This is a genomic window from Pseudomonas sp., from assembly GCF_030690725.1.
Taxonomy (GTDB): Bacteria; Pseudomonadota; Gammaproteobacteria; order Pseudomonadales; family Pseudomonadaceae; genus Aquipseudomonas.
On the sequence record NZ_JAUYGD010000017.1, the window covers coordinates 1 to 19641 of the forward strand.

Annotated in this window: 8 protein-coding genes and 1 pseudogene; 5 read left to right on the forward strand and 4 right to left on the reverse strand. The window is 58.1% G+C overall.

Going from position 1 to position 19641, the window contains the following annotated elements:
* The 3 genes and pseudogenes from Q8O69_RS03860 to mnmC all read left to right on the forward strand — a co-directional run.
* A pseudogene (locus Q8O69_RS03860) lies at positions 1 to 266 on the forward strand (ABC transporter permease); the annotation flags it as partial.
* A 31-nt stretch (positions 267 to 297) separates the two neighbouring features.
* Complete coding sequence (greB, locus tag Q8O69_RS03865) at positions 298 to 795, forward strand: transcription elongation factor GreB (protein WP_275962554.1); 498 nt, start codon at positions 298 to 300, stop codon at positions 793 to 795.
* Between the two features lie 11 nt (positions 796 to 806).
* Positions 807 to 2786, forward strand: coding sequence for a bifunctional tRNA (5-methylaminomethyl-2-thiouridine)(34)-methyltransferase MnmD/FAD-dependent 5-carboxymethylaminomethyl-2-thiouridine(34) oxidoreductase MnmC (gene mnmC / locus Q8O69_RS03870; RefSeq protein ID WP_305589715.1), 1980 nt, complete (start codon positions 807 to 809; stop codon positions 2784 to 2786).
* Between the two features lie 102 nt (positions 2787 to 2888).
* Here the strand turns inward: mnmC and rlmKL are convergent, their stop codons facing one another.
* Complete coding sequence (rlmKL, locus tag Q8O69_RS03875) at positions 2889 to 5162, reverse strand: bifunctional 23S rRNA (guanine(2069)-N(7))-methyltransferase RlmK/23S rRNA (guanine(2445)-N(2))-methyltransferase RlmL (RefSeq protein ID WP_305589716.1); 2274 nt, start codon at positions 5160 to 5162, stop codon at positions 2889 to 2891.
* Between the two features lie 424 nt (positions 5163 to 5586).
* Between rlmKL and rmf the strand changes: the two genes are divergently transcribed.
* Entirely contained in the window at positions 5587 to 5802 is a 216-nt protein-coding gene (gene rmf / locus Q8O69_RS03880) for a ribosome modulation factor (RefSeq protein ID WP_090255928.1), read from the forward strand.
* Positions 5803 to 5888: 86 nt separating this feature from the next.
* On the opposite strand, the gene Q8O69_RS03885 is transcribed toward rmf, so the two are convergent.
* Both Q8O69_RS03885 and Q8O69_RS03890 read right to left on the reverse strand, forming a co-directional pair.
* Positions 5889 to 6917 carry a quinone-dependent dihydroorotate dehydrogenase gene (locus Q8O69_RS03885; RefSeq protein WP_305589718.1) on the reverse strand — a complete coding sequence of 343 codons (1029 nt, stop codon included), beginning with the start codon at positions 6915 to 6917 and terminating at the stop codon, positions 5889 to 5891.
* Positions 6918 to 6997: 80 nt separating this feature from the next.
* Positions 6998 to 7219, reverse strand: a complete 222-nt coding sequence (locus tag Q8O69_RS03890; protein ID WP_090255930.1) for a DUF2835 domain-containing protein — start codon at positions 7217 to 7219, stop codon at positions 6998 to 7000.
* 300 nt (positions 7220 to 7519) lie between these two features.
* Between Q8O69_RS03890 and Q8O69_RS03895 the strand changes: the two genes are divergently transcribed.
* Positions 7520 to 8398 (forward strand): DUF6685 family protein, encoded by an 879-nt coding sequence (locus tag Q8O69_RS03895; protein ID WP_305589721.1) that lies wholly within the window; start codon positions 7520 to 7522, stop codon positions 8396 to 8398.
* Between the two features lie 232 nt (positions 8399 to 8630).
* On the opposite strand, the gene Q8O69_RS03900 is transcribed toward Q8O69_RS03895, so the two are convergent.
* Positions 8631 to 19223, reverse strand: a complete 10593-nt coding sequence (locus Q8O69_RS03900) for a retention module-containing protein (RefSeq protein WP_305589723.1) — start codon at positions 19221 to 19223, stop codon at positions 8631 to 8633.
* Positions 19224 to 19641: the final 418 nt, after the last annotated feature.

The following is a 19641-nucleotide window of genomic DNA, read 5'->3' on the forward strand; positions in this document are numbered from 1 at the left end:
TGGGCGCCGAACGCAAACTGTTGATCAAGGCGCGCCGTGCCGAGTTCGGCCTGCTTGGCGCATCCAGCGGCCTGCTAGCGGCCTTTGGTTGCGAGCTGATCAGCTTCCTGCTCTATCGCAATGCCTTCGACCTCGACTGGCAGCCACATCCCTGGATGCACTTGATGCCCGAGATCGGCGCGCTATTGGTCGGCACGGCAGGCGTTCTCGGCACGCGCAGGGCGCTAAACATCAGCCCGCTGACGGTGCTGCGCGAGGGCTGTTAGACTCGCGCACCACTCCCAACAAGCTGAACTAATGAGTCGCTACCGCCCACCCCGCTCCGCCGGCACGCCCTTGATCACCCCCGAGGGCGAGGCTCGCATGCGCGCCGAGCTGCACGAGCTGTGGCATGTTCGCCGCCCCCAGGTCACTCAGTCCGTTAGTGAAGCCGCTGCTCAAGGGGATCGCTCAGAGAACGCCGAATACACCTACGGTAAGAAGATGCTGCGCGAAATCGACAGCCGCGTACGTTTTCTGACCAAGCGCCTGGAAAACCTCAAGGTGGTCAGCGCCCGGCCCAGCGATCCGGACAAGGTCTACTTCGGCGCCTGGGTCACCCTGGAAGATGAGGACGGCAGCGAGTCGCGCTACCGCATCATCGGCCCAGATGAGCTGGACCTGAAAAACAACCTGATCAGCATCGACTCGCCCCTGGCCCGCGCCCTGATTGGCAAAAGCCTGGACGCCGAAGTGCGGGTGCAAACCCCGACCGGCGAGAAGACCTGGTACATCGTCGCGATCGACTACCCGTGACCGAGCCAAGCATGCCCCCCACCCCTGACGCGCCATACCAGCAAGCCCGCCTTGACTGGGATGAACAGGGTCAACCGCTGTCCAGCCAGTTCGCCGATGTGTATTTCTCCAATGAGAATGCGCTGGCCGAAACCCGCTACGTGTTTCTCGCCAACAACCAGCTGCCGGAACGCTTCGCAGCGCTGACGGCCGATCAGCAGTTGGTGATTGGCGAAACCGGCTTCGGCACCGGGCTGAACTTTCTCTGCGCCTGGCAGCTGTTCGAACAGCACGCCGTGGCGGGCGCACGCCTGCACTTTGTCAGCGTGGAAAAATACCCGCTGAACAAGGCCGATCTACAACGTGCGCTGGCGTTGTGGCCGGAACTTGCGCCCTACGCCGAACAGTTGCTTGCGCAGTACGTGGCGCTGCACCCTGGCTTTCAGCGCCTGATTTTTGCTGACGGGCGTATCGTCCTGACCCTGCTGATCGGCGATGCGCTGCAGCTATTCGGCCAACTGGATGCCAAGGTCGATGCCTGGTTTCTCGACGGCTTTGCGCCGGCGAAAAACCCGGATATGTGGACGCCGGAGTTGTTCGCCGAACTGGCCCGGCTGTCCCACGCCAGCACCACCCTAGGCACCTTTACCAGCACCGGTTATGTACGCCGCCGCCTCAACGATGCAGGCTTCAAGATGAAGCGCGTGCCGGGCCTGGGAAAAAAATGGGAAGTGCTTAAAGGCGGTTTTATCGGTACAGCCGAGACCACCGAAAAGCCCTGGTTTGCTCGCCCAGCGCAGCCTGCTGGCCCGCGCACTGCCATTGTGATAGGCGCAGGTCTAGCCGGCTGCGCCACCGCCGCCAGCCTGGCCCAGCGCGGTTGGCAGGTCACCTTACTGGAGCGCCACCACGCCATCGCCCAGGAAGCCTCGGGTAACCCACAAGGGGTGCTCTACCTCAAGCTCTCTGCGCACCACACCACACTGTCACGCCTGATCGTCAGCGGCTACGGCCATAGTCGTCGACTGCTGGAACAGCTGCAGAAAGGCCAGGACTGGGATAACTGCGGCGTGCTGCAGCTGGCTTTCGACACCAAGGAAGCGCAGCGCCAGGCGCAGCTTGCTGCGGCCTTTCCGGCCGACCTGCTGACGAACCTGGACAGAAACGCCGCCGAAGCCCAAGCCGGCATTCCCCTGCACGCCGGTGGCCTATTCTATCCCGAGGCGGGCTGGGTGCATCCGCCGGCGCTGTGTGCACTGCTTGGCCAACATCCGAATATCCGCCTGCAGCTGCATCAGGAAGCGCTGGAACTGCGCCGTGACGGTAAACGCTGGCAGGCTTGGAATGGCGAGCAACTGCTGGCCAGCGCCAGTGTGGTAGTGCTGGCCAGTGCTGCCGAGATTAAGAGTTTTAGCCAAAGCTCAGGCTTACCGCTTAAACGCATTCGCGGGCAGATCAGCCGCCTGCCCGCTACTGAAGCCAGCCGTGCATTAAGTACGGTGGTGTGCGCCGAAGGTTACGTCGCCCCGGCACGTCTGGATGAACACACCCTGGGGGCGAGTTTCGATTTCAACAGTGACGACTTGACGCTGAACAGCGCCGATCATGCAAGCAACCTGCAACTGCTGGAAGAAATCTCGCCTGAGCTTTGCGGCGCGCTAAACACCGCAGCGCTCGACCCCGAATACCTAGAAGGTCGCGCGGCTTTTCGCTGCACCAGCCCGGACTACCTGCCGATTGTCGGCCCGTTAGCCGACGCAGCCGCCTTTGCCGAGGCTTATGCGGTGCTAAGCAAGGATGCCCGCCAGGTGCCGGAAACACCCTGCCCCTGGCTCGACGGCCTGTATATCAACAGTGGGCATGGCTCACGCGGGCTGATCACCGCGCCGCTGTCCGGCGAGCTGATCGCCGCCTGGCTTGACAACGAGCCGCTGCCAGTGCCTGCCGATGTGGCGCAGGCCTGCCATCCGAATCGCTTCGCCTTGCGTGCGCTGATCCGTAATAAACCCTAGGTTGGGTCGGGCGGCGTTCCGTTGAGGCGCTCAGCGAAGCCCAACGAGATATGCCGCCGCTCGTTGGGCTTCGCTGCGCTCCACACCAACCTACCTGCGACCTCAACCGCGCAGGCTAAAACGCCAGGCGCGGTGGATTTTCTGGTTGCGGGCAAAATCCGGGTCGAGAGTCGATACACTGATTTCTTCAACCTGATAACGCGCGGCCAAGCTCTCATCGAGCTCAAACTTGCGGAAGTTGTTGGAGAAATACAGCACGCCGTCCTTGGTCAGGCGAGCCATGGCCAGGTCGAGCAGCTGCACATGATCGCGCTGCACGTCGAAGATGCCTTCCATGCGCTTGGAGTTGGAGAAGGTCGGCGGGTCGATAAAGATCAGCTCGTATTCGCCACGGTCTTCGGCCAACCAGGCCATCACATCACCTTGCTCCAGACGATTCTTGTCGGAGAAACCGTTGAGCGACAGGTTGCGCCACGCCCAGTCCAGGTAGGTTTTCGACAGGTCGACACTGGTGGTGGTGCGCGCGCCGCCCTTGGCCGCATGCACGGTGGCCGTGGCGGTGTAGCAGAACAGGTTGAGGAAGCGCTTGCCGGCAGCCTCTTTCTGAATACGCAGACGCAGCGGACGGTGATCGAGGAACAGGCCGGTGTCCAGGTAATCGGTGAGGTTGACCAGCAGCTTTACGCCGCCCTCGCTGACTTCCATAAACTGGCCTTGGGTGGCCTGGCGCTGGTACTGCTTGGTGCCGCTCTGGCGCTCACGGCGCTTGATCACCACCTTGTTCTTGTCGACACCCAGCGCCTGCGGAATCGCGGCGATGGCATCAAACATGCGCTCTTTGGCTTTCTCAGGGTCAATGGACTTGGGTGCGGCATATTCCTGCACATGCACCCAGTCACCATACAAGTCCACCGCCATGGAATATTCCGGCATATCGGCGTCATACAGGCGGTAGCACTCAACGCCCTCCTTGCGCGCCCATTTACCCAGCAGCTTGAGGTTCTTCTGCAGGCGATTGGCAAACATCTGCCCGCCTTCGCTCAAGCGCGCCAGCTCAACCACCGGGGCAGGTGCAGGCGCCGGTTTGATCGGGTTGCCGTTCTTGTTGTACTGACGCTCCAGCGGTTCCAGCGGGGATTTGTCAGCTTCGGCCTGTTCGCGATCACGTTCGCGCTGCTCGGGAGTACGGCGCTCGCCAGTGACGAACTGCTCGGGCTGCACCTTGATCAGCAGCAGCTTGCACGGTAGCGCGCCGTTCCAGAAGGCGTACTGCTTGTGGCTGCGGATGCCCATGCGCTTGCCCAAATCCGGCGCGCCGGTAAATACCGCCGCCTCCCAGCCCATGCAGGCCTGACGCAGACGCTCGCCGAGGTTCTGGTATAGGTACAGCAAGCTGGCTTCATCACCCAGGCGCTCGCCGTAGGGTGGATTGCAGATCACCAGGCCTTTCTGGTTCTGATCCGGACGCGGCTCGAAGGTCGCCACTTCGCCCTGATAGACCTTGATCCAATCACTCATGCCAGCGCGTTCGATGTTATTGCGCGCTGGCTGAATCAGCCGTGGATCGGCTTCATAGCCGCGAATCCACAGCGGTGGCTTGGCCATGCCTGCTGCCGCACGCTCTTCGGCTTCGGCATGCACTTTCTTCCACAAAGCCGGCACATGGCCCAGCCATTTGCTGAAGCCCCATTGCTCACGGGTCATATTCGGCGCGATATCGGCGGCGATCATCGCCGCCTCAACCAGGAAGGTGCCAACACCGCACATCGGGTCAGCTAGAGCGCCACCTTCGGCGGCAATACGCGGCCAGCCAGCGCGGATCAGGACAGCAGCGGCGAGGTTTTCCTTCAGCGGCGCAGCGCCCTGCTGCAGGCGATAACCGCGCTGATGCAGGCTATGGCCGGACAGGTCGAGGGAGAGAATCGCCTCACCGCGATCCAGGCGCAGATGAATGCGCAGATCCGGGTTGAGCTTATCGACCGATGGCCGCGTGCCATCTTTCAGGCGCAGCTTGTCGACGATGGCGTCCTTGACCTTCAAGGCACCGAAATGGGTGTTGTCGATGCCAGAGCCATTACCGCTGAATTCCACAGCCAGGCTGCCGGTGGATTCCAGGTGCTCGAACCAGTCGACCTCCAGCACGCCTTCGTAGAGGCTCTGGGCGTCCTGCACGCTGTAGCGCTTGAGCACCAACAGCACGCGGTTGGCCAGGCGCGACCACAGGCACAGGCGGTAGGCGGTCTCCATGTCGGCCATGCCACGAATGGCTGAGGTGTGCTCACGCGCATCTTCAAGGCCGAGGCTGCTGGCTTCTTCGAGCAGCAAGCCTTCAAGGCCCTTGGGGCAAGTGAGGAAGAGTTCGTAACGATCCGACATGGGAGTTTCCAGTGCCTAAGGCAATCAACGGCGCGCAGACAAATCAGCACGGCCAAAATAAGTGACAAAGCGTCGCAGCGCGACCCTTCGTCGGAATAAACAACAGTCTCAATCGCAATTCATTCGCGATAGCAAAACACCAGCACACCCGACGCATAGGCCCACAGCATAGGCGCTACAGCGAAAACTCCGGGCCCCTGCCATAACGCCTTATGGCCTGACCCTCAAAAAGGTTACGTCCTTATGACGAAACGGTCATTCACAGGCACCCGCGCATTCGTTAGAAATCTACCTAGGCCAGCACTGCAACGGTGCTGGCAAGGAGGCTCGCGACGCCGGCAGCGGACTCCGTAGGCAGAACTTTCTGCCTGACCTTGCTACAAGGTCTAAGGGACATAACAGTCAACATTGAGGGCTTCACCCTATGAGAAGACTTAAGCGTGATCCGTTAGAAAGAGCTTTTTTGCGCGGCTATCAATACGGCATCAGTGGTAAATCCCGCGAACTCTGTCCATTCACCCTCCCCTCAGTCCGCCAAGCCTGGTTAAACGGCTGGCGCGAAGGCCGCGGTGACAATTGGGACGGCATGACCGGCACCGCCGGCATCCATCGACTCAACGAACTTCACGCTGTCGGCTGATTCAGGAACCTACCGACTCACCATGCGCGCTCCATCCGAGCGGCGGGCGCGAGCCCAGGGGCTCCTTTAAGGAGCCCTTTTTATTTTCAGGCCTTGTGTGGCAGCGCCGCGATTGCATCCACCGCTTCGCGGATCAATGCCGGGCCCTTGTAGATAAAGCCGGAATAAATCTGCACCAGGCTGGCACCGGCGGCGATCTTCTCAGCCGCATGCTTACCCTCGCTAATCCCACCCACGGCGATGATCGGCAAACGTCCTTTCAACTCACCAGCCAGTACCTGAACAATGTGCGTGCTCTTCTCGCGCACCGGCGCACCGGACAATCCGCCCGCCTCATCGGCACACTCCAGCCCATGCACACCTTCGCGGCCCAGTGTGGTGTTGGTGGCGATCACCGCATCCATGCCGGCTTCAACCAGCGCGCTGGCCACTTCGATGGTTTCTTCATCGCTCATGTCCGGCGCGATCTTGATCGCCAGCGGCACACGCTTGCCGTACTGCGCAGCCAGATCTTCCTGACGCTTGCGCAGGGCTTCGAGCAACTGCTTGAGCGAGTCACCAAACTGCAGGCTGCGCAGCCCAGGCGTATTCGGCGAGCTGACGTTAACGGTGACGTAGCTGGCGTGTTGATAGACCTTATCCAGACACAACAGGTAGTCATCCACTGCGTTTTCGACCGGTGTATCGAAGTTTTTGCCGATATTGATACCCAGCACGCCCTTGTATTTGGCCGCCTGGACGCGGGCCAGCAGGTGGTCAACGCCGTGGTTATTGAAGCCCATGCGATTGATGATCGCCTCGGCCTCAGGCAAGCGGAACAAGCGCGGCTTCGGGTTACCCGGCTGCGGACGCGGCGTCACGGTGCCGATTTCCACAAAACCAAAGCCCAGCTGAGCAAAACCATCGATGGCATCGCCATTCTTGTCCAAGCCGGCAGCCAAACCGACCGGGTTGGGAAATTCCAGCCCCATCACCTTGACCGGCAGCGCGGCCGGGCTCTTGGTCAGTAAGCCATTAAGCCCCAGACGACCGCCCGCACCGATCAAGTCGATGGACAGTTCATGGGAGGCTTCGGGGGAAAGTTTGAACAGCAGCTCGCGGGCCAGGGTATACATGGGCAGGCTTAGCTCGATAAAGTTACAAAGGCCGCGATTATAGCCGGCTGCGCGCCTGATAGGCGAGGCGCACGGCGCTATCAGCCCAAGCGGCGCAGGCTGAGTAACTCACCGGCCGCGCTGAACTCGAGCTCGAAGGAACCATAGACACCGTCATGGGTCAGAAATGGCCGAAAATGATGGGCCGGCACACTGACACTCCGTCCGTCGCGACTTTGCACTAATATCCGGTTGGCACGCCCTTGATAGACCACACGCAAGCGCTCGGCCGATAACGCAATATCAAACACCAGACTGGGCATGGAGGCACCTTTGCAACTGACTGCAGCAATCTTGCCATACGCCGCGCGCCTGCCCGGTAAAAAATGGCAGAACGCCATTGTTTACCTCGCTGGCGACGCCTCGCAGGGTTTCCGTTCATGGACGACAGGCCATAGAAAATTACCGGGAGTATTTTTTAACGTCGCGCAGCGACGGCCCGAGGGGTGGCTGCCAGGAATGGCGGGCCATAAAAAACCTGTCCCCACGGCCGATAAAGCCTGTGCAGTGCTCAGCGGGCTCTGCCAAACTGCTAATGGTGATTTCGGAGTTCGTACCTGGCCATGAGTCTGTCTGAGCAGCCTTCCACCCTCAGCTCACGCCTCGGTGCCTTAGCGCAACGGCTAGGCCTTATCGGCCGTGGGCAACGCCAGATACTTGAGCGGGCCAGCCAGCTTCGCCTGCCCTTCAGCCCCCTGCCGCAACTGCGTGAAAGCATCTGCTGGCAAGACGGCCCACAGCTACACCGCCTGATAGACCTACCGCGCAGCGCACTCTCTGGCCCCGTTCAGGAAGACAAGGCGCAAGCACATGCCATGCTGGTGCGGGTGATCGAGGCGCAAGAACAGCAGCTGTCATCGTTCGACCTGCGCATGATCGATGGACTATCGACCTGCAACCCTCAGCAAGCCAACCACGCCAGCTTCGAGGCTTTCGCCGCCAGCGAACCCTGCCGTCAGGTTCGCATCATCAGTTACAAGGACTTCGTCAAAGCCATCAGCCAGGCGCTACCACGCTTTCTCGCTGGCGAACGCATCATCCTGCGTCAAGCCAGCTGGCGTGGCGAGCGGGTGTTCTGGGCCGGCGAGCATCATAGTGAGGCCTTCGCCTGCGCCATTGCCTACGCCCGCAGGCGCGAGCTGGAGGTCAACCTACCAGCCGAACTCAACCATTACCGCTTGAGTGAACAAGGCATCAGCAACCTGCAGCAGCACTATCACGTATTGGGCATGCCCAACGCGGCCTGGAGTGACCCTGCGTTTATGGCGCTGCTATTGGATAACGGCCTACCCTACGCGCGCCTATCCCTGCTGGGCGGTACTGGTTCACCGGAGTTTCTCCTGCTGCCCAAGCATTCAACCGAGGCCACAGCCTTGGGAGAAGGTCTACGCCTGGCGGGGGCGCCGGATGTGGTGGGGTATCTGCAACAACTACAGACCTAATCCACCAGACCGTGGTTTCTCATAGCTGAATTCCCCCTGTAAATTCAGCAACCCATGTGCAAATCAGTTGCACATGCTCACCTGAGCAACTATCTGCGCCATAAGTATTGAGCCATTAAAAAATCAGCCCGCTTCCTCTACGGTCGCGGGCTAATGATATATACGCAGTCCACACCTAACTGCTGATCCGAAACAAGCGGAGGCTCGCCGTGTACCGGCGAGCCTAAGCGCTTTAGGCTGTTTTCAACGCATTGTCGTCCAGCATATTCATGATGACAGTGGCCTCGTCACTACTGCCGTAGAGCGTCGAGAGATTCACATTATCCAACATCACCTGCTGCTCGACGGGCCCCGCCGCTACCGTACGGATACTGATGGTTGTGGTGGTGCCTAGGAAAGCAAAGTCCAGGTAATCCTGCAGCACATTCGGATTCGTACCGACACCCGAAAGTAACTGCGACAGATCCAAGATGTCGGAGTTGACACCTGCAGTGTCTACGTTGAAGTCGGTGATGTGATCCATCCCACCGCCCAAACCGCCTTTTTGCCACAGGTAGGTGTCTTTACCCGAGCCACCAGTCATGGAGTCAGCACCCAGCCCACCAATCAGGATGTCATCGCCACCATTACCAATCAGCGTATCGTTACCAGCACCACCGAACAGTAGGTTAGCGCTGTTATTGCCGGTGAGGGTATCGTTGAAGTTCGAGCCGATCAGGTTCTCGATGCTATTGAGGGTGTCAGTCCCTGCCCCGCCGGTATTCTGCGCAGTGGCAACACCGAGATTGACGGTTACAGCCGAGGTTGCATCGATATAACTTGCAGTATCAATACCTGCCCCACCATTCAACGTATCGTTGCCGGCGCCACCGACCAGGATGTCGTTGCCATTACCGCCGTTCAGGGTGTCGTTGCCACCAAGACCGATCAGAATGTCATCACCGTCGCCACCATTGAGCGTGTCATTTGAACCGTCGCGCCCAAGCAGGATTTCATTGCGGAAGGTGCCATCAATGGTGCTGCTGCCCGCTGAGCTGCGGTCCAGCACAACGTTGGCGCTACCAGCGCTGGTGGTATAGCTGAAGGTTCCACCGTCAGCATTAGAGCCTCCGTTCTCGGTGAAGCGCACGTTGTCGCCATTCAATGCAGAAGTACCGCTTGAACCACTTGCCACCGAGAGCACCGACAACAGCGAACTGTTAGTACCCGTGTCGTTGGCCAGCAAGGCCCAGCGCGGAATATCGATGACATCAGAGCCAGACTGAGTTCCCACATTGCTCAACACCAGATCATCACGGATAACCAAAGGCTGATTACCGCCACTGATGGCAATGCTCAGGTTGGCACTGGCTGAATCACCATCATTGTCCATCAGGGTAAAGCCAATGCTTAGTGCAATCGCCGTGGTGATGGTGCTCGGCGGTGTATACAGGTAACTGCCGGTCAGCATGTTCACGGCCAGGCTCGAGCCATTGCCCAGGGCAATGTTCAAGGTGTTACCCGCCAGCGGACTGCCGCCGTTGACCGTATTACTTGCCTTGTCATAGGTGTATGTGGTCGCCCCAAGGGTCAAGCTACGCACATAACCACCGTCGGCGCCAAAGCCACCGCCGTTATCACCCAGGTTGCCACTCAGTGGCGATGCCTGCGCCAGCGAAGTCAGCGTCTGGGTCAACTGACCGAAATCAGTCACCACTATGGCGTTGATCGCACCACCCGAAGAGCCACCGTTATAGGCGATAGGCTCCAGAGTACTGCTTGTGACACCCGTGCCCATGCCCAATGCATAAGAGCGAATGTTGTTGGCGGTCAGGAAATTGATCCAGACCTGCTCTTCCGAAATACCGGTGTTACCGCCATAAGCTGCTGGCCAATCCGAGCCCGCCGAGCCCGCGTTAGTCTGGATACCCGAGTCGCCAGTCGGTCTGTTAGGTGCACCATCAGAGAGGAAGTAAGCGACATTTTGCACATCGCTTCCGCTCAGCTTGCCACCCGATGAACCGGTTTGCCCAAAGGCATTGATGGCATTAATCAAGGCCGCGTCATAGTTGGTATTGCCACTACTACTCAACGCCAGAACTGCCGACTTGGCTGTAGCAATATCCACCCAGACCTGGTTGGTGGTGGCATTTGAGCCAAAGGTCACCAGGGTCACTTTCACCGCACCCAGCGCCTCGTATTGCTCGAACAGTTCCAGCAATGCATTTTTGGCAGCCTGCAGACGAGTCATGCTGCCGACGCCCGAACCATCATCCATGCTGCCCGAGATATCGAGCACAACCATCAGGTTGGTCTTGATTCCGACGTTGGCCTGACCTGAGCGGTCAATGTCTTTGGCCACCGGACTGTCGTCATCGACATTGATGTTCAGCGAACCAATCGCCTGATCACCATCCTTGTCGGTCACGCTGTAGTTCAAGGTGAAAGCCTGATTGTTCTCGGCACCACCCGGCTCATGCATGATTGGTGCATTTTGCGTAACGCTGTATGCACCTGTCGCGCTGTTCAAGGTCACGGTCAGTACTGTTGTGGCCCCCTGTTTGACCAGCAAGTTGCTGCCCGACAGTTCATAGGTAAAGCCACTGGGGTTGCCAGTGGTCAGCCATTGCACGCTGCCGGCACCGTCAGCACCGTACGTAAAGCTCAAGGTGCCATTGGTATTGGCCGCATTAGCGTCGTCCCCGGTGCCACCTGCAAGGCCACCGGGCAAGGCATCATCATCCAACAGCGCAATCGGGTTGCTGCCTGCTGTTGGTGCGTCGTCCTTGAAGCTGATGGCGTTACCCAGGTTGAGCGTGGCACTGGCCGAGTCGCCATCTTTATCGGTGATGGTTGCAACCAGTTGAACCAGGTTGGCCGAAGACAAACTGATCGCCTGATCTGGGCCGTCATTGGGGGTATGCATCAACGCACGCTGTTGATCCAGAGTCACCACCCCCGTGGTGCTGTTAACCGACACCACAAAGGACACTGCGCCCCCTGCACCGCCAACCTTACCGACAATATTTGCCCCTTCTTTGTATAGCAGGATGCTTTGATTCGTCGCCGAGTCCACCAAACCGCTGTTGGCTCCGGCTGCGCTTACGTTCAGGCTGTAGACCAAGCTTCCAGCGCCATCAGCACCATAGACACTGGTGAAGGCAGCGGAAAAACTGGCCGTGGCATTTCCTGCCAAGTTCGTCTCATCAACTTGCAGGCTACCAGCTAACGCTTGCCCAGCGCTGATGCTCGGCGCATCGTCGCGGAAGCTGATTGCATTGCCCAGATTGAGCGTGGCACTGGCCGCGTCACCGTCCTTGTCGGTAATGGTTGCAACCAGCTGTACCAGATTGGCTGAAGCAAGGCTGCTGGCCTGATCCGGACCATCGTTGGGGGTATGCATCAGCGCACGCTGCTGATCAAGAGTCACCACTCCCGTGGTGCTGTTGACCGAAACAACAAAGGACACTGCGCCCCCTGCACCGCCAACCTTACCGACGATATTTGCCCCTTCTTTGTATAACAGGATGCTTTGATTCGTCGCCGAGTCCACCAAGCCGCTATTCGCACCAGCGGCGCTGACATTCAGGCTGTAACTCAAACTGCCGGCTCCGTCTGCACCATAAGCGCTGTTAAAGGCTCCGGAGAAATTCGTCGTAGCATCCAGCAGCAGGTTGGTTTCATCCACCTGCAACGAACCGGCTGCGGCCTGAGCGGCAGTAATAGTTGGAATGTCATCCTCGATATGCACCAGGAAATCGCCGACCAAGGTGACTGGGTTCACACCGTTGCTAGCCACGAGGATGCTGGCAAAGTTCAGCACCAGTAACTCATCGTCATCGCCATTGGCCAATGGATGATCCAGCGGGCCACTGAGGGTGAAGGTGTAATCGCCGTTGCTTTGCACCTGCAAGGTGAACACAGTCGCCGCGCCCGCTTTTGCCGTCAACGTATCACCGGACACGCTGTAGACCAGCCCCGTTCCACCAGAGCTTGCCGCAGGCAGACCAGCTGTGTTGCTCGATAGACTGAATTGCACACCTGCTGCTGAGCCCACCACCAGTTCAGTAACACTACCGGTAGCCACTGCAGTTACCGCATCACCATCGGTGATACCACCTGACAGCTCATCTTCGTCAACCTTGGCGATAACTGGGCCGCTGTCGACTACATAGACGGTCAAGTTAGCGCTGGATGGGTCACCATCCTTGTCGACAATGGTGTAAGTGAAGGTTTCAGTTTTATCGCCTGCCGCAGCCGGTGCCTGATAGGTCCACGCCCCGGTACTGAAGTTGAAGCTCAGCTTGCCGCCTTCAGCCGTAGTGATATTACTCAGCTGGCTACCGGCAATTGCCGGCCCGCTGCTCGGGGTAATGGTATTGGTGCCGTTCCAGACATAGGTGACGTTATTAATCACGATGGACTGGATATACCCTGGGCCGTCAGCGCCAAAGGCATCGTCATCGCCACCACCAGCAACACCATCGCTTCCCAGCAACACATTGCCACTGACCAAAGCGCCGATCTGGCCCAGCAGGGTATCAATCAGCCCATTGAAATTAGCGACCAGAATAGGTGCACCTACGCCATCCAGATCAACATCCTGTAGGCGGTCAGTATTGATTCCGTTACCAATACCAATGGTGGTGACATTCACACCTTTGGTGTCTACGAAGGTGTTCCAAGCTGCAGCTGTAGCGTCAGCTAGAGAGTTACCGCCAGTCCCTGTCTGTTCATTGGGATTACCGTCACTGATAAAGAACACCTGATTGCTTGCCCCTACAATCGGGACATAGGCAGTCATGGTTTCCTGAATCGCCGCAGTAAAGTCCGTCTGCCCATTGAACGGACGAGTTCCAGTCTCGGTCGGGTTGAGACTGCCTATCAGGGTCGAGAAAGCGGCATAGTCGGTAACAGCGGCGTAGGAAGTCGCTGTACCGGAGAAGGCAACGATCTTAATCGTCACATCGCCTGTGGTGCCATTGAACAATGCCTGCCCGGCAGCGCGTACGGCCTGCAGCATGGTGTTCAGCTCGGTGTTATCGATGCTGCCGCTGAAGTCCAGCACAAAGGCCACATTGAAGTCCTTGCCTTGCGAGGCTTGCACTGTGGCAACGTCGTCCTGGGCTTGCGGGGTGTCATCGTCAACATTGATCGACAAGCTGCCGGTGGCGGTATCACCGTCCTTATCGATCACCTGATAGCTCAGGGTAAAGGCTTGGTTGTTCTCCTGATCAGCCGTGGCATGTTGAATTGGCGCGTTCTGGGTAACCGTGTAAGCACCGTTTGCCTGATTTAGCGTCACAGTCAGGACGGTGGTAGCCCCTTGTTTAACCAGCAGTGAGCTGCCGGAAACTTGGTAGATAAAGCCAGTCGGAGCCCCGGTGTTCAGCCACTGCAGGCTACCCGCACCGTCAGCCCCGAAGCTGTGACCCAGCGTACCGCTGGCGTTGATCGAGTCGGCATCGTCACCCACGCCCCCTGGAATACCATTGGCCAGGGCGTCGTCGTCCAGTTGCACCATGTTATTAGGTAGCACACTTGGGCCGTCATCCTTGAAGCTGATGACTGTACCAATATCAAGGCTGGCGCTGGCCTGATCACCATCTCCATCAGTCACGACGGCATTCAAGCTGACATGCCCTGCGCCAAGGAACTTGGCCTCATCTGGGTCACCCGTTGGGTGAACAATGGCGCGAATCTGATCAAGAGTGACGGTGCCTGTCGCATCAACGCTCAGGGTAAATACCAGTTGGTTGCTAACCGAAGTGCGGCCCTCAATGACCCCGGCATTCAGGCTAAGGATCACGTCCTGATTGGTTTCGGTATCGACCAAACCTGAGTTGGCACCCTGCACGCTCAGGTTGTAGGTCAGGCTTTGCAGACCATCAGCCCCTGGCTGCACGTTGAACACGCCACTGAAGTTAGCCGTTGCATCAGTGCTGAAATCGGATTCATCGACCTGCAGTGATGAGCCCCAAGTGACATTGGTACTGACATCGTTGTAGTCGTAATCCGAGGTGAGTGTTTTGTCTTCCCAGTTCTGATTGCCCGCGTTGCCGGTGTCCTGCAAATGCGAGCCGCCAGGATTCAGGCTGGCATCGCTGAACAGCACATTGGCGCCGTCAGCACCCACTAGTGGTACGCCACCCAACTTCGCCTGCCACTGGCCGGCGACAAACTCGAAGGTCACAACCGAGCCATTAGTCAGGCCTGCATTGGCTCCGCCATTAGGGATGATAAAGAAGCCGGTATTGGCTGGATCCAGGCCACTGAGATCAGCCACATCGCCAACGGATTGAGCATGCACATTGGCCCAGATCACTTTGCCGTCTACTGGTGAACCATCTGGCGCCTTGTTGTAGTAGCCATAGGAGTTGCTGAAACCGGCATCGGTGCCCTGGAAGGTGACAAAGGAAGTCACACCAATATTCCCGGCCTGAATGGTCGGAGTATCGTCATCAATCGTCACGACCAACGAGCCTGTGGCCGAGTCGTTATCACCGTCAGTCACCGTGTAACCGATGTTCAGGGTGATATCGTCTTCGGTGCCGCTGACCGGATGCATCAGCGGTTGCAGCAAGTTGATGGTGTAGGCGCCGCTGGCTGGGTCGGTGAGCACCACTGTCAGCAATGCCCCGCGGACAGAGCTGATGGTCAGGGTATTGGAGGGGGCATCCCAGCTGGATGTCACAGCCTCCGAGCCCAGGCTCAGCGGGCCGCTGAGCGCGATGGATTTGAGGCCATCAGCACCTGCATTGAATGCCAAATTCCCACTGGTGCTGGTAGCTGCACCCGCAACATCGCCCAGGCCGCCATTGATACCGCCAGGGAGGCCTTCGTCATCCAGAACAACCGCTGCGGTTACTTGGCCGGCAGTTGGAGCATCGTCTTCGAAGCGAATCACATGGCCGATATCGACTTTGTCGACCGCCACATCACCGTCGCCATCAGTAACGGTCAGCACTGCTTTGATTTTGCCACTGAGGCTCAGCGACTCGTCTGCGTTGCTGCCATCCGGATGTTGAAGGGAGATGTATTGCGCAACACTCAGCGTGCCGTCACTGCCAATGGCTACCGCAAATGCTGCCTTGCCATTATCGGCGCCGCCATCAACACGGCCGACGACCAGCTCGCCCTCGACATGCAGACGGATAGTGAAGCCGTCTGTAGTTTTCAGGCCTGAGTCCATTCCATTGCTGCCCTGCAGGGCCAGGCTCAGAACTGTTGTTGCGCCCTCGCCATCTTGGCCAGTACTGCTACCCGCAATGCTGACCACCGCACCACTGCTTTGCGCATAGCCGACTGGGTCAAGATCAGTACCCGGTGTAGCAACCGCAGCGAAGAGTGCTGACAGATCGGCCACATCGTTGTCGTTGGCATCCCCCGGAATGAGCGGGGTTGCGACTGCATTTTGCAGCCCGGCAGACTCATCGTGGGTAACCCCGGCATTTCTTACCAGGCTGATATTCGCGGTGGGGCCGTCATCCTCGAAGCGAATCACGCTTCCAATATCGACCTTATCGACCGCCACATCGCCGTCGCCATCGGTGACAGTCACAACCGCCTGAATCTTGCCCGCCAGGTTGACAGCTTCGTCGTAGCTGCTGCCACCAATCGGATGTTCAAGCGATACATACTGAGCCAGGCTCAGCGAGCCATCGGCACCGATGGCGATAGCGAATGCGGCCTTGCCGGCATCTGCCCCACCCACGATGCGACCAACGATCAACGCCCCTTCAAGATGCAGCGTGATGCTGTGACCATCGGTGGTACGCAGGCCCGAATCATCGCCATTGCCGTTTTTCACAATCAGGCTGAGCTGGGTAGTCGCACCCTCTTCATCCTCGCCGTAGCTACTGCCCAGGGTGGTAACAACGGGTGTGGCACTCTTGGCAAAGCCCGTCGGGCTGATGTCTGTACCTTTGTAGGCAACGCCATCAAATACCGACAGATAGGCCACATCATTATCGGTAATATCGCCCAGCGCCCAGGTGTTCCAGAAGTTCTGCAGGCCGGCCGTTTCATCGTGGGTGACATCGGCCCATGGGCCTTTGAGATTGATGTGTGCGGTGGGGCCGTCGTCCTCAAAGCGGATCGAGCTACCGATATTGACCTTGTCGACCGCTACATCGCCGTCGCCATCCGTCACTGTCAGTACTGCCTGTACCTTGCCTGCCAGGCTTACTGCTTCGTCGTAGCTGCTGCCGCCAATTGGGTGCTGCAGCGATACGTACTGCGCCACACTAACCGTGCCGTCGGCGCCTATGGCGATGGCAAATGCTGCCTTACCGGCATCCGGCCCACCGACGATGCGCCCGACCACCAGGCTGTTTTCGACATAGAGCTTGATGGCAAAACCGGCGGTAGTCGACAACCCCGAATCAGCTCCATTACCGCCGACAACAGCCAGGCTGAGCTGCGAAGTTGCGCCTTCCTGATCCTGCCCGTAGCTGCTACCTGCCGTCGTAACCAACGGACCATTGCTTTGTGCATAGCCTTTTGGAGAAAGATCACCGCCTCTGTTCACAACACTGTTAAACAGACTAGAGATGCCATTGATGTCGTTATCGTTGGCGTCTTCAGCAGGTGTTGGGGTTGCCGTGGCATTCTGCAAACCATGCGATTCGTCATGCACCACACGCACGCCATGCACAGATTTGATAGTGGCAACAGGGCCGTCGTCCTCAAAAGCAATCACATGGCCGATGCTGACTTTATCCACCGCCACATCACCATCACCATCTGTCACGGTGACCACGGCCTTGATCTTGCCCGCCAGGGATACGGCTTCGTCATAGCTGCTGCCACCCACTGGGTGTTCCAGCGACATGTACTGAGCAATGCTGATCGAGCCATCGGCACCTATGGCTACAGCAAAGGCCGCTTGACCGGCGAAATCGCCACTGGCCACACGACCCACAACCAAGCCGCCCTCGATGTAGAGGTTGATCTGAGTGCCATCGGTAGTTTTCAGGCCTGAGTCACTGCCTGGTTCACCTGTCAGTTCCAGACTGAGAACAGTGGTAGCCCCGGCAAAATCTGAACCATAGCTGCTGCCAAATGTGCTCACGATAGGTGTCAGGCTACGAGCAAAGCCTGTAGGGTCAATATCGCCGCCCTTGTCAGCAACACCATTGAATGCTGAAACAAAGTTGACATCGTTGTCCCAGTCCCCCGGCTTCCACCAGGAGGTCAGGAAATTCTGCAGCCCTGCGCTTTCATCATGGGTTACTTGCGCCCACGGGCCTTTGAGGAAGATGCAGGCTTGAGGGCCATCATCTTCGAAGCCAATACGCGATCCCAGCTCAACGATGGGAGAGGTTGCCGAATCGCCATCGTTGTCGAAGATCTTCACGGTCACGCCGATCAAGCCTTCGCCAATAACCGCCATGCTGTCGTGGTTGTTACCGTCATCACCATGGTCGACAGCAGCATACTGAGTGACAGAAACAGCGCCGGTGCTTGAGTTGATGCTGATCCGGAACACCACCAGGCCGCCATCGGCGATACCAAGGATGTCGCCTGCATCTGCACCATCACCGCCGACAAACGACAGCAAGATCGGGCCACCCGCCGTGGCGGTCAGACCCGAGTCAGCGCCGTCTTCCGACAAGGTCAGGGAGAAAGTTCTGGCCTCAAGATTCTCGCCATCGGCACCAGGGTCGACAGCCAGCGAGAAGATACTTTCCAAGTTAAAGCTGGCGTAGCCAATTACGCCGGTTTCGCTGCCTGAATAACTGGTTTCATCGTTATTCGACGCGTAGCCAGACTCATCTTTAGTCGAGCCACCCGTACCAACCGACTCGTCGACAACCAGCAGCCCACCCTGCTCAGAGATGTCAAAACGCAGAATGCTGGGGCCATCGTCATAAATTGCAATAGTGAGCGGAACAGTTGGCGACACATCGCCGTCACCGTCAATCACACGTACAAAAAACGGGTCGAGCAGCTGATCATCAGCACCGACAGCATCGGGAATGGAGTGATTGAGCGTGTTGTCCGCCAGGGTGTAGGTCCAGTTACCCGCAGCATCAAACACCAACTGCCCATAAACACCCTGAACCACCCCACCGCCTTGCACGTTGATCCACACACCATCCTTGTCCAGCACCTGGATGGCAGAGATACCGTCGGGCGAATTGATGATCAATGAACCGGAGACATTTTCAGCGTTGCTGCCAGGGTTTGAGCCTGCCTGGCCATCAAGATTGGTTACCGCATCAGGATTGAGGGCCGCTTCCTCAACGACGCCGGGGCCTGTAACAACAGACCCTTCCTGATCGAAGTAGATGATTTCAATGGTGGGCGAAGAATCCGGCGCCTCATCAGCAACCGCGGGCTCAGGATTGGGGAACTCTGGCCCGGTGTTCAGCCCTTCGGTTGGGAAACCAATTATCGGATCAAGCGCACCGCCGGTTTCACCCAGCAGTACAAACGAGTGACCGCCACCGACACCGCCAGCTGCCCCGCCAGCACCTGGGCCCGCGGCGGTTGCCTCGCCTTCGAGCGTCGGGTCGACGCCGGCCTCAATTGCGGCCTGCAGTTTTTCAACATCAGTCAGATCGCCATCGCTCGGCGCTGCCGGAGGCGTTTCAGCTGTAGGCGCTTGTTGGTTGGAACTGCCTGCGAGCATTTGCTCGGTGAGATTCAGGCTGCTGTCGCGGCCCAAGGTAAGTTGCTGCCCATTGCTCATGGCAACCGCAATAGATCCAGCGGCCCCAGTAACGATTTGTTCCCCCGCAAAAACTCGATCACCTTCACTGAGTGGCCGACGCGTTCCGTCGCCAGCTACTGCATAGACTTCGCCGATAACTTGGCTGACGACACCAATCAAAGTAGCCATGATTCCATCCTCACTACAACTGCCGACCACCGCCGACACGTATGCCAAAAAAGGTCGAAATACCCTTCAAGGAGAGAACAAAACCACTGGCTGATTACAACGACGTCACACTCAAAAACAAAAACGACAAAAAACTGTCACCCTGACCCACGTCGCCCACCACACCAGCAAGATCCCGCCCCGATTGCATCTGACCATCTGTTTTAGCCGCGCACGCCACCTAAGAGCACGAAATGCACGGCTTCTGGATGAAAACAATGTGCTGCTTTTCGCAGACTGCATAAGATTTTTTTCTTATAGGCCTTGTAACAATTTTTTCTTAGCTACGCTTAAAACTGTTCTTAGCTGTGATGTTACAGGCTGAGAGTAATCCACAAGACAGATAAGCCATTTTTTTGGCGACGGGATTTAGAAAATC

Bases quoted from the DNA above. Each gene is read 5' to 3' on its own strand.
- mnmC (WP_305589715.1), top strand. From the start codon at position 807: ATGCCCCCCACCCCTGACGCGCCATACCAGCAAGCCCGCCTTGACTGG.
- greB (WP_275962554.1), top strand. From the start codon at position 298: ATGAGTCGCTACCGCCCACCCCGCTCCGCCGGCACGCCCTTGATCACC.
- rmf (WP_090255928.1), top strand. From the start codon at position 5,587: ATGAGAAGACTTAAGCGTGATCCGTTAGAAAGAGCTTTTTTGCGCGGC.
- Q8O69_RS03885 (WP_305589718.1), bottom strand. From the start codon at position 6,917: ATGTATACCCTGGCCCGCGAGCTGCTGTTCAAACTTTCCCCCGAAGCC.
- Q8O69_RS03900 (WP_305589723.1), bottom strand. From the start codon at position 19,223: ATGGCTACTTTGATTGGTGTCGTCAGCCAAGTTATCGGCGAAGTCTAT.
- Q8O69_RS03890 (WP_090255930.1), bottom strand. From the start codon at position 7,219: ATGCCCAGTCTGGTGTTTGATATTGCGTTATCGGCCGAGCGCTTGCGT.
- rlmKL (WP_305589716.1), bottom strand. From the start codon at position 5,162: ATGTCGGATCGTTACGAACTCTTCCTCACTTGCCCCAAGGGCCTTGAA.
- Q8O69_RS03895 (WP_305589721.1), top strand. From the start codon at position 7,520: ATGAGTCTGTCTGAGCAGCCTTCCACCCTCAGCTCACGCCTCGGTGCC.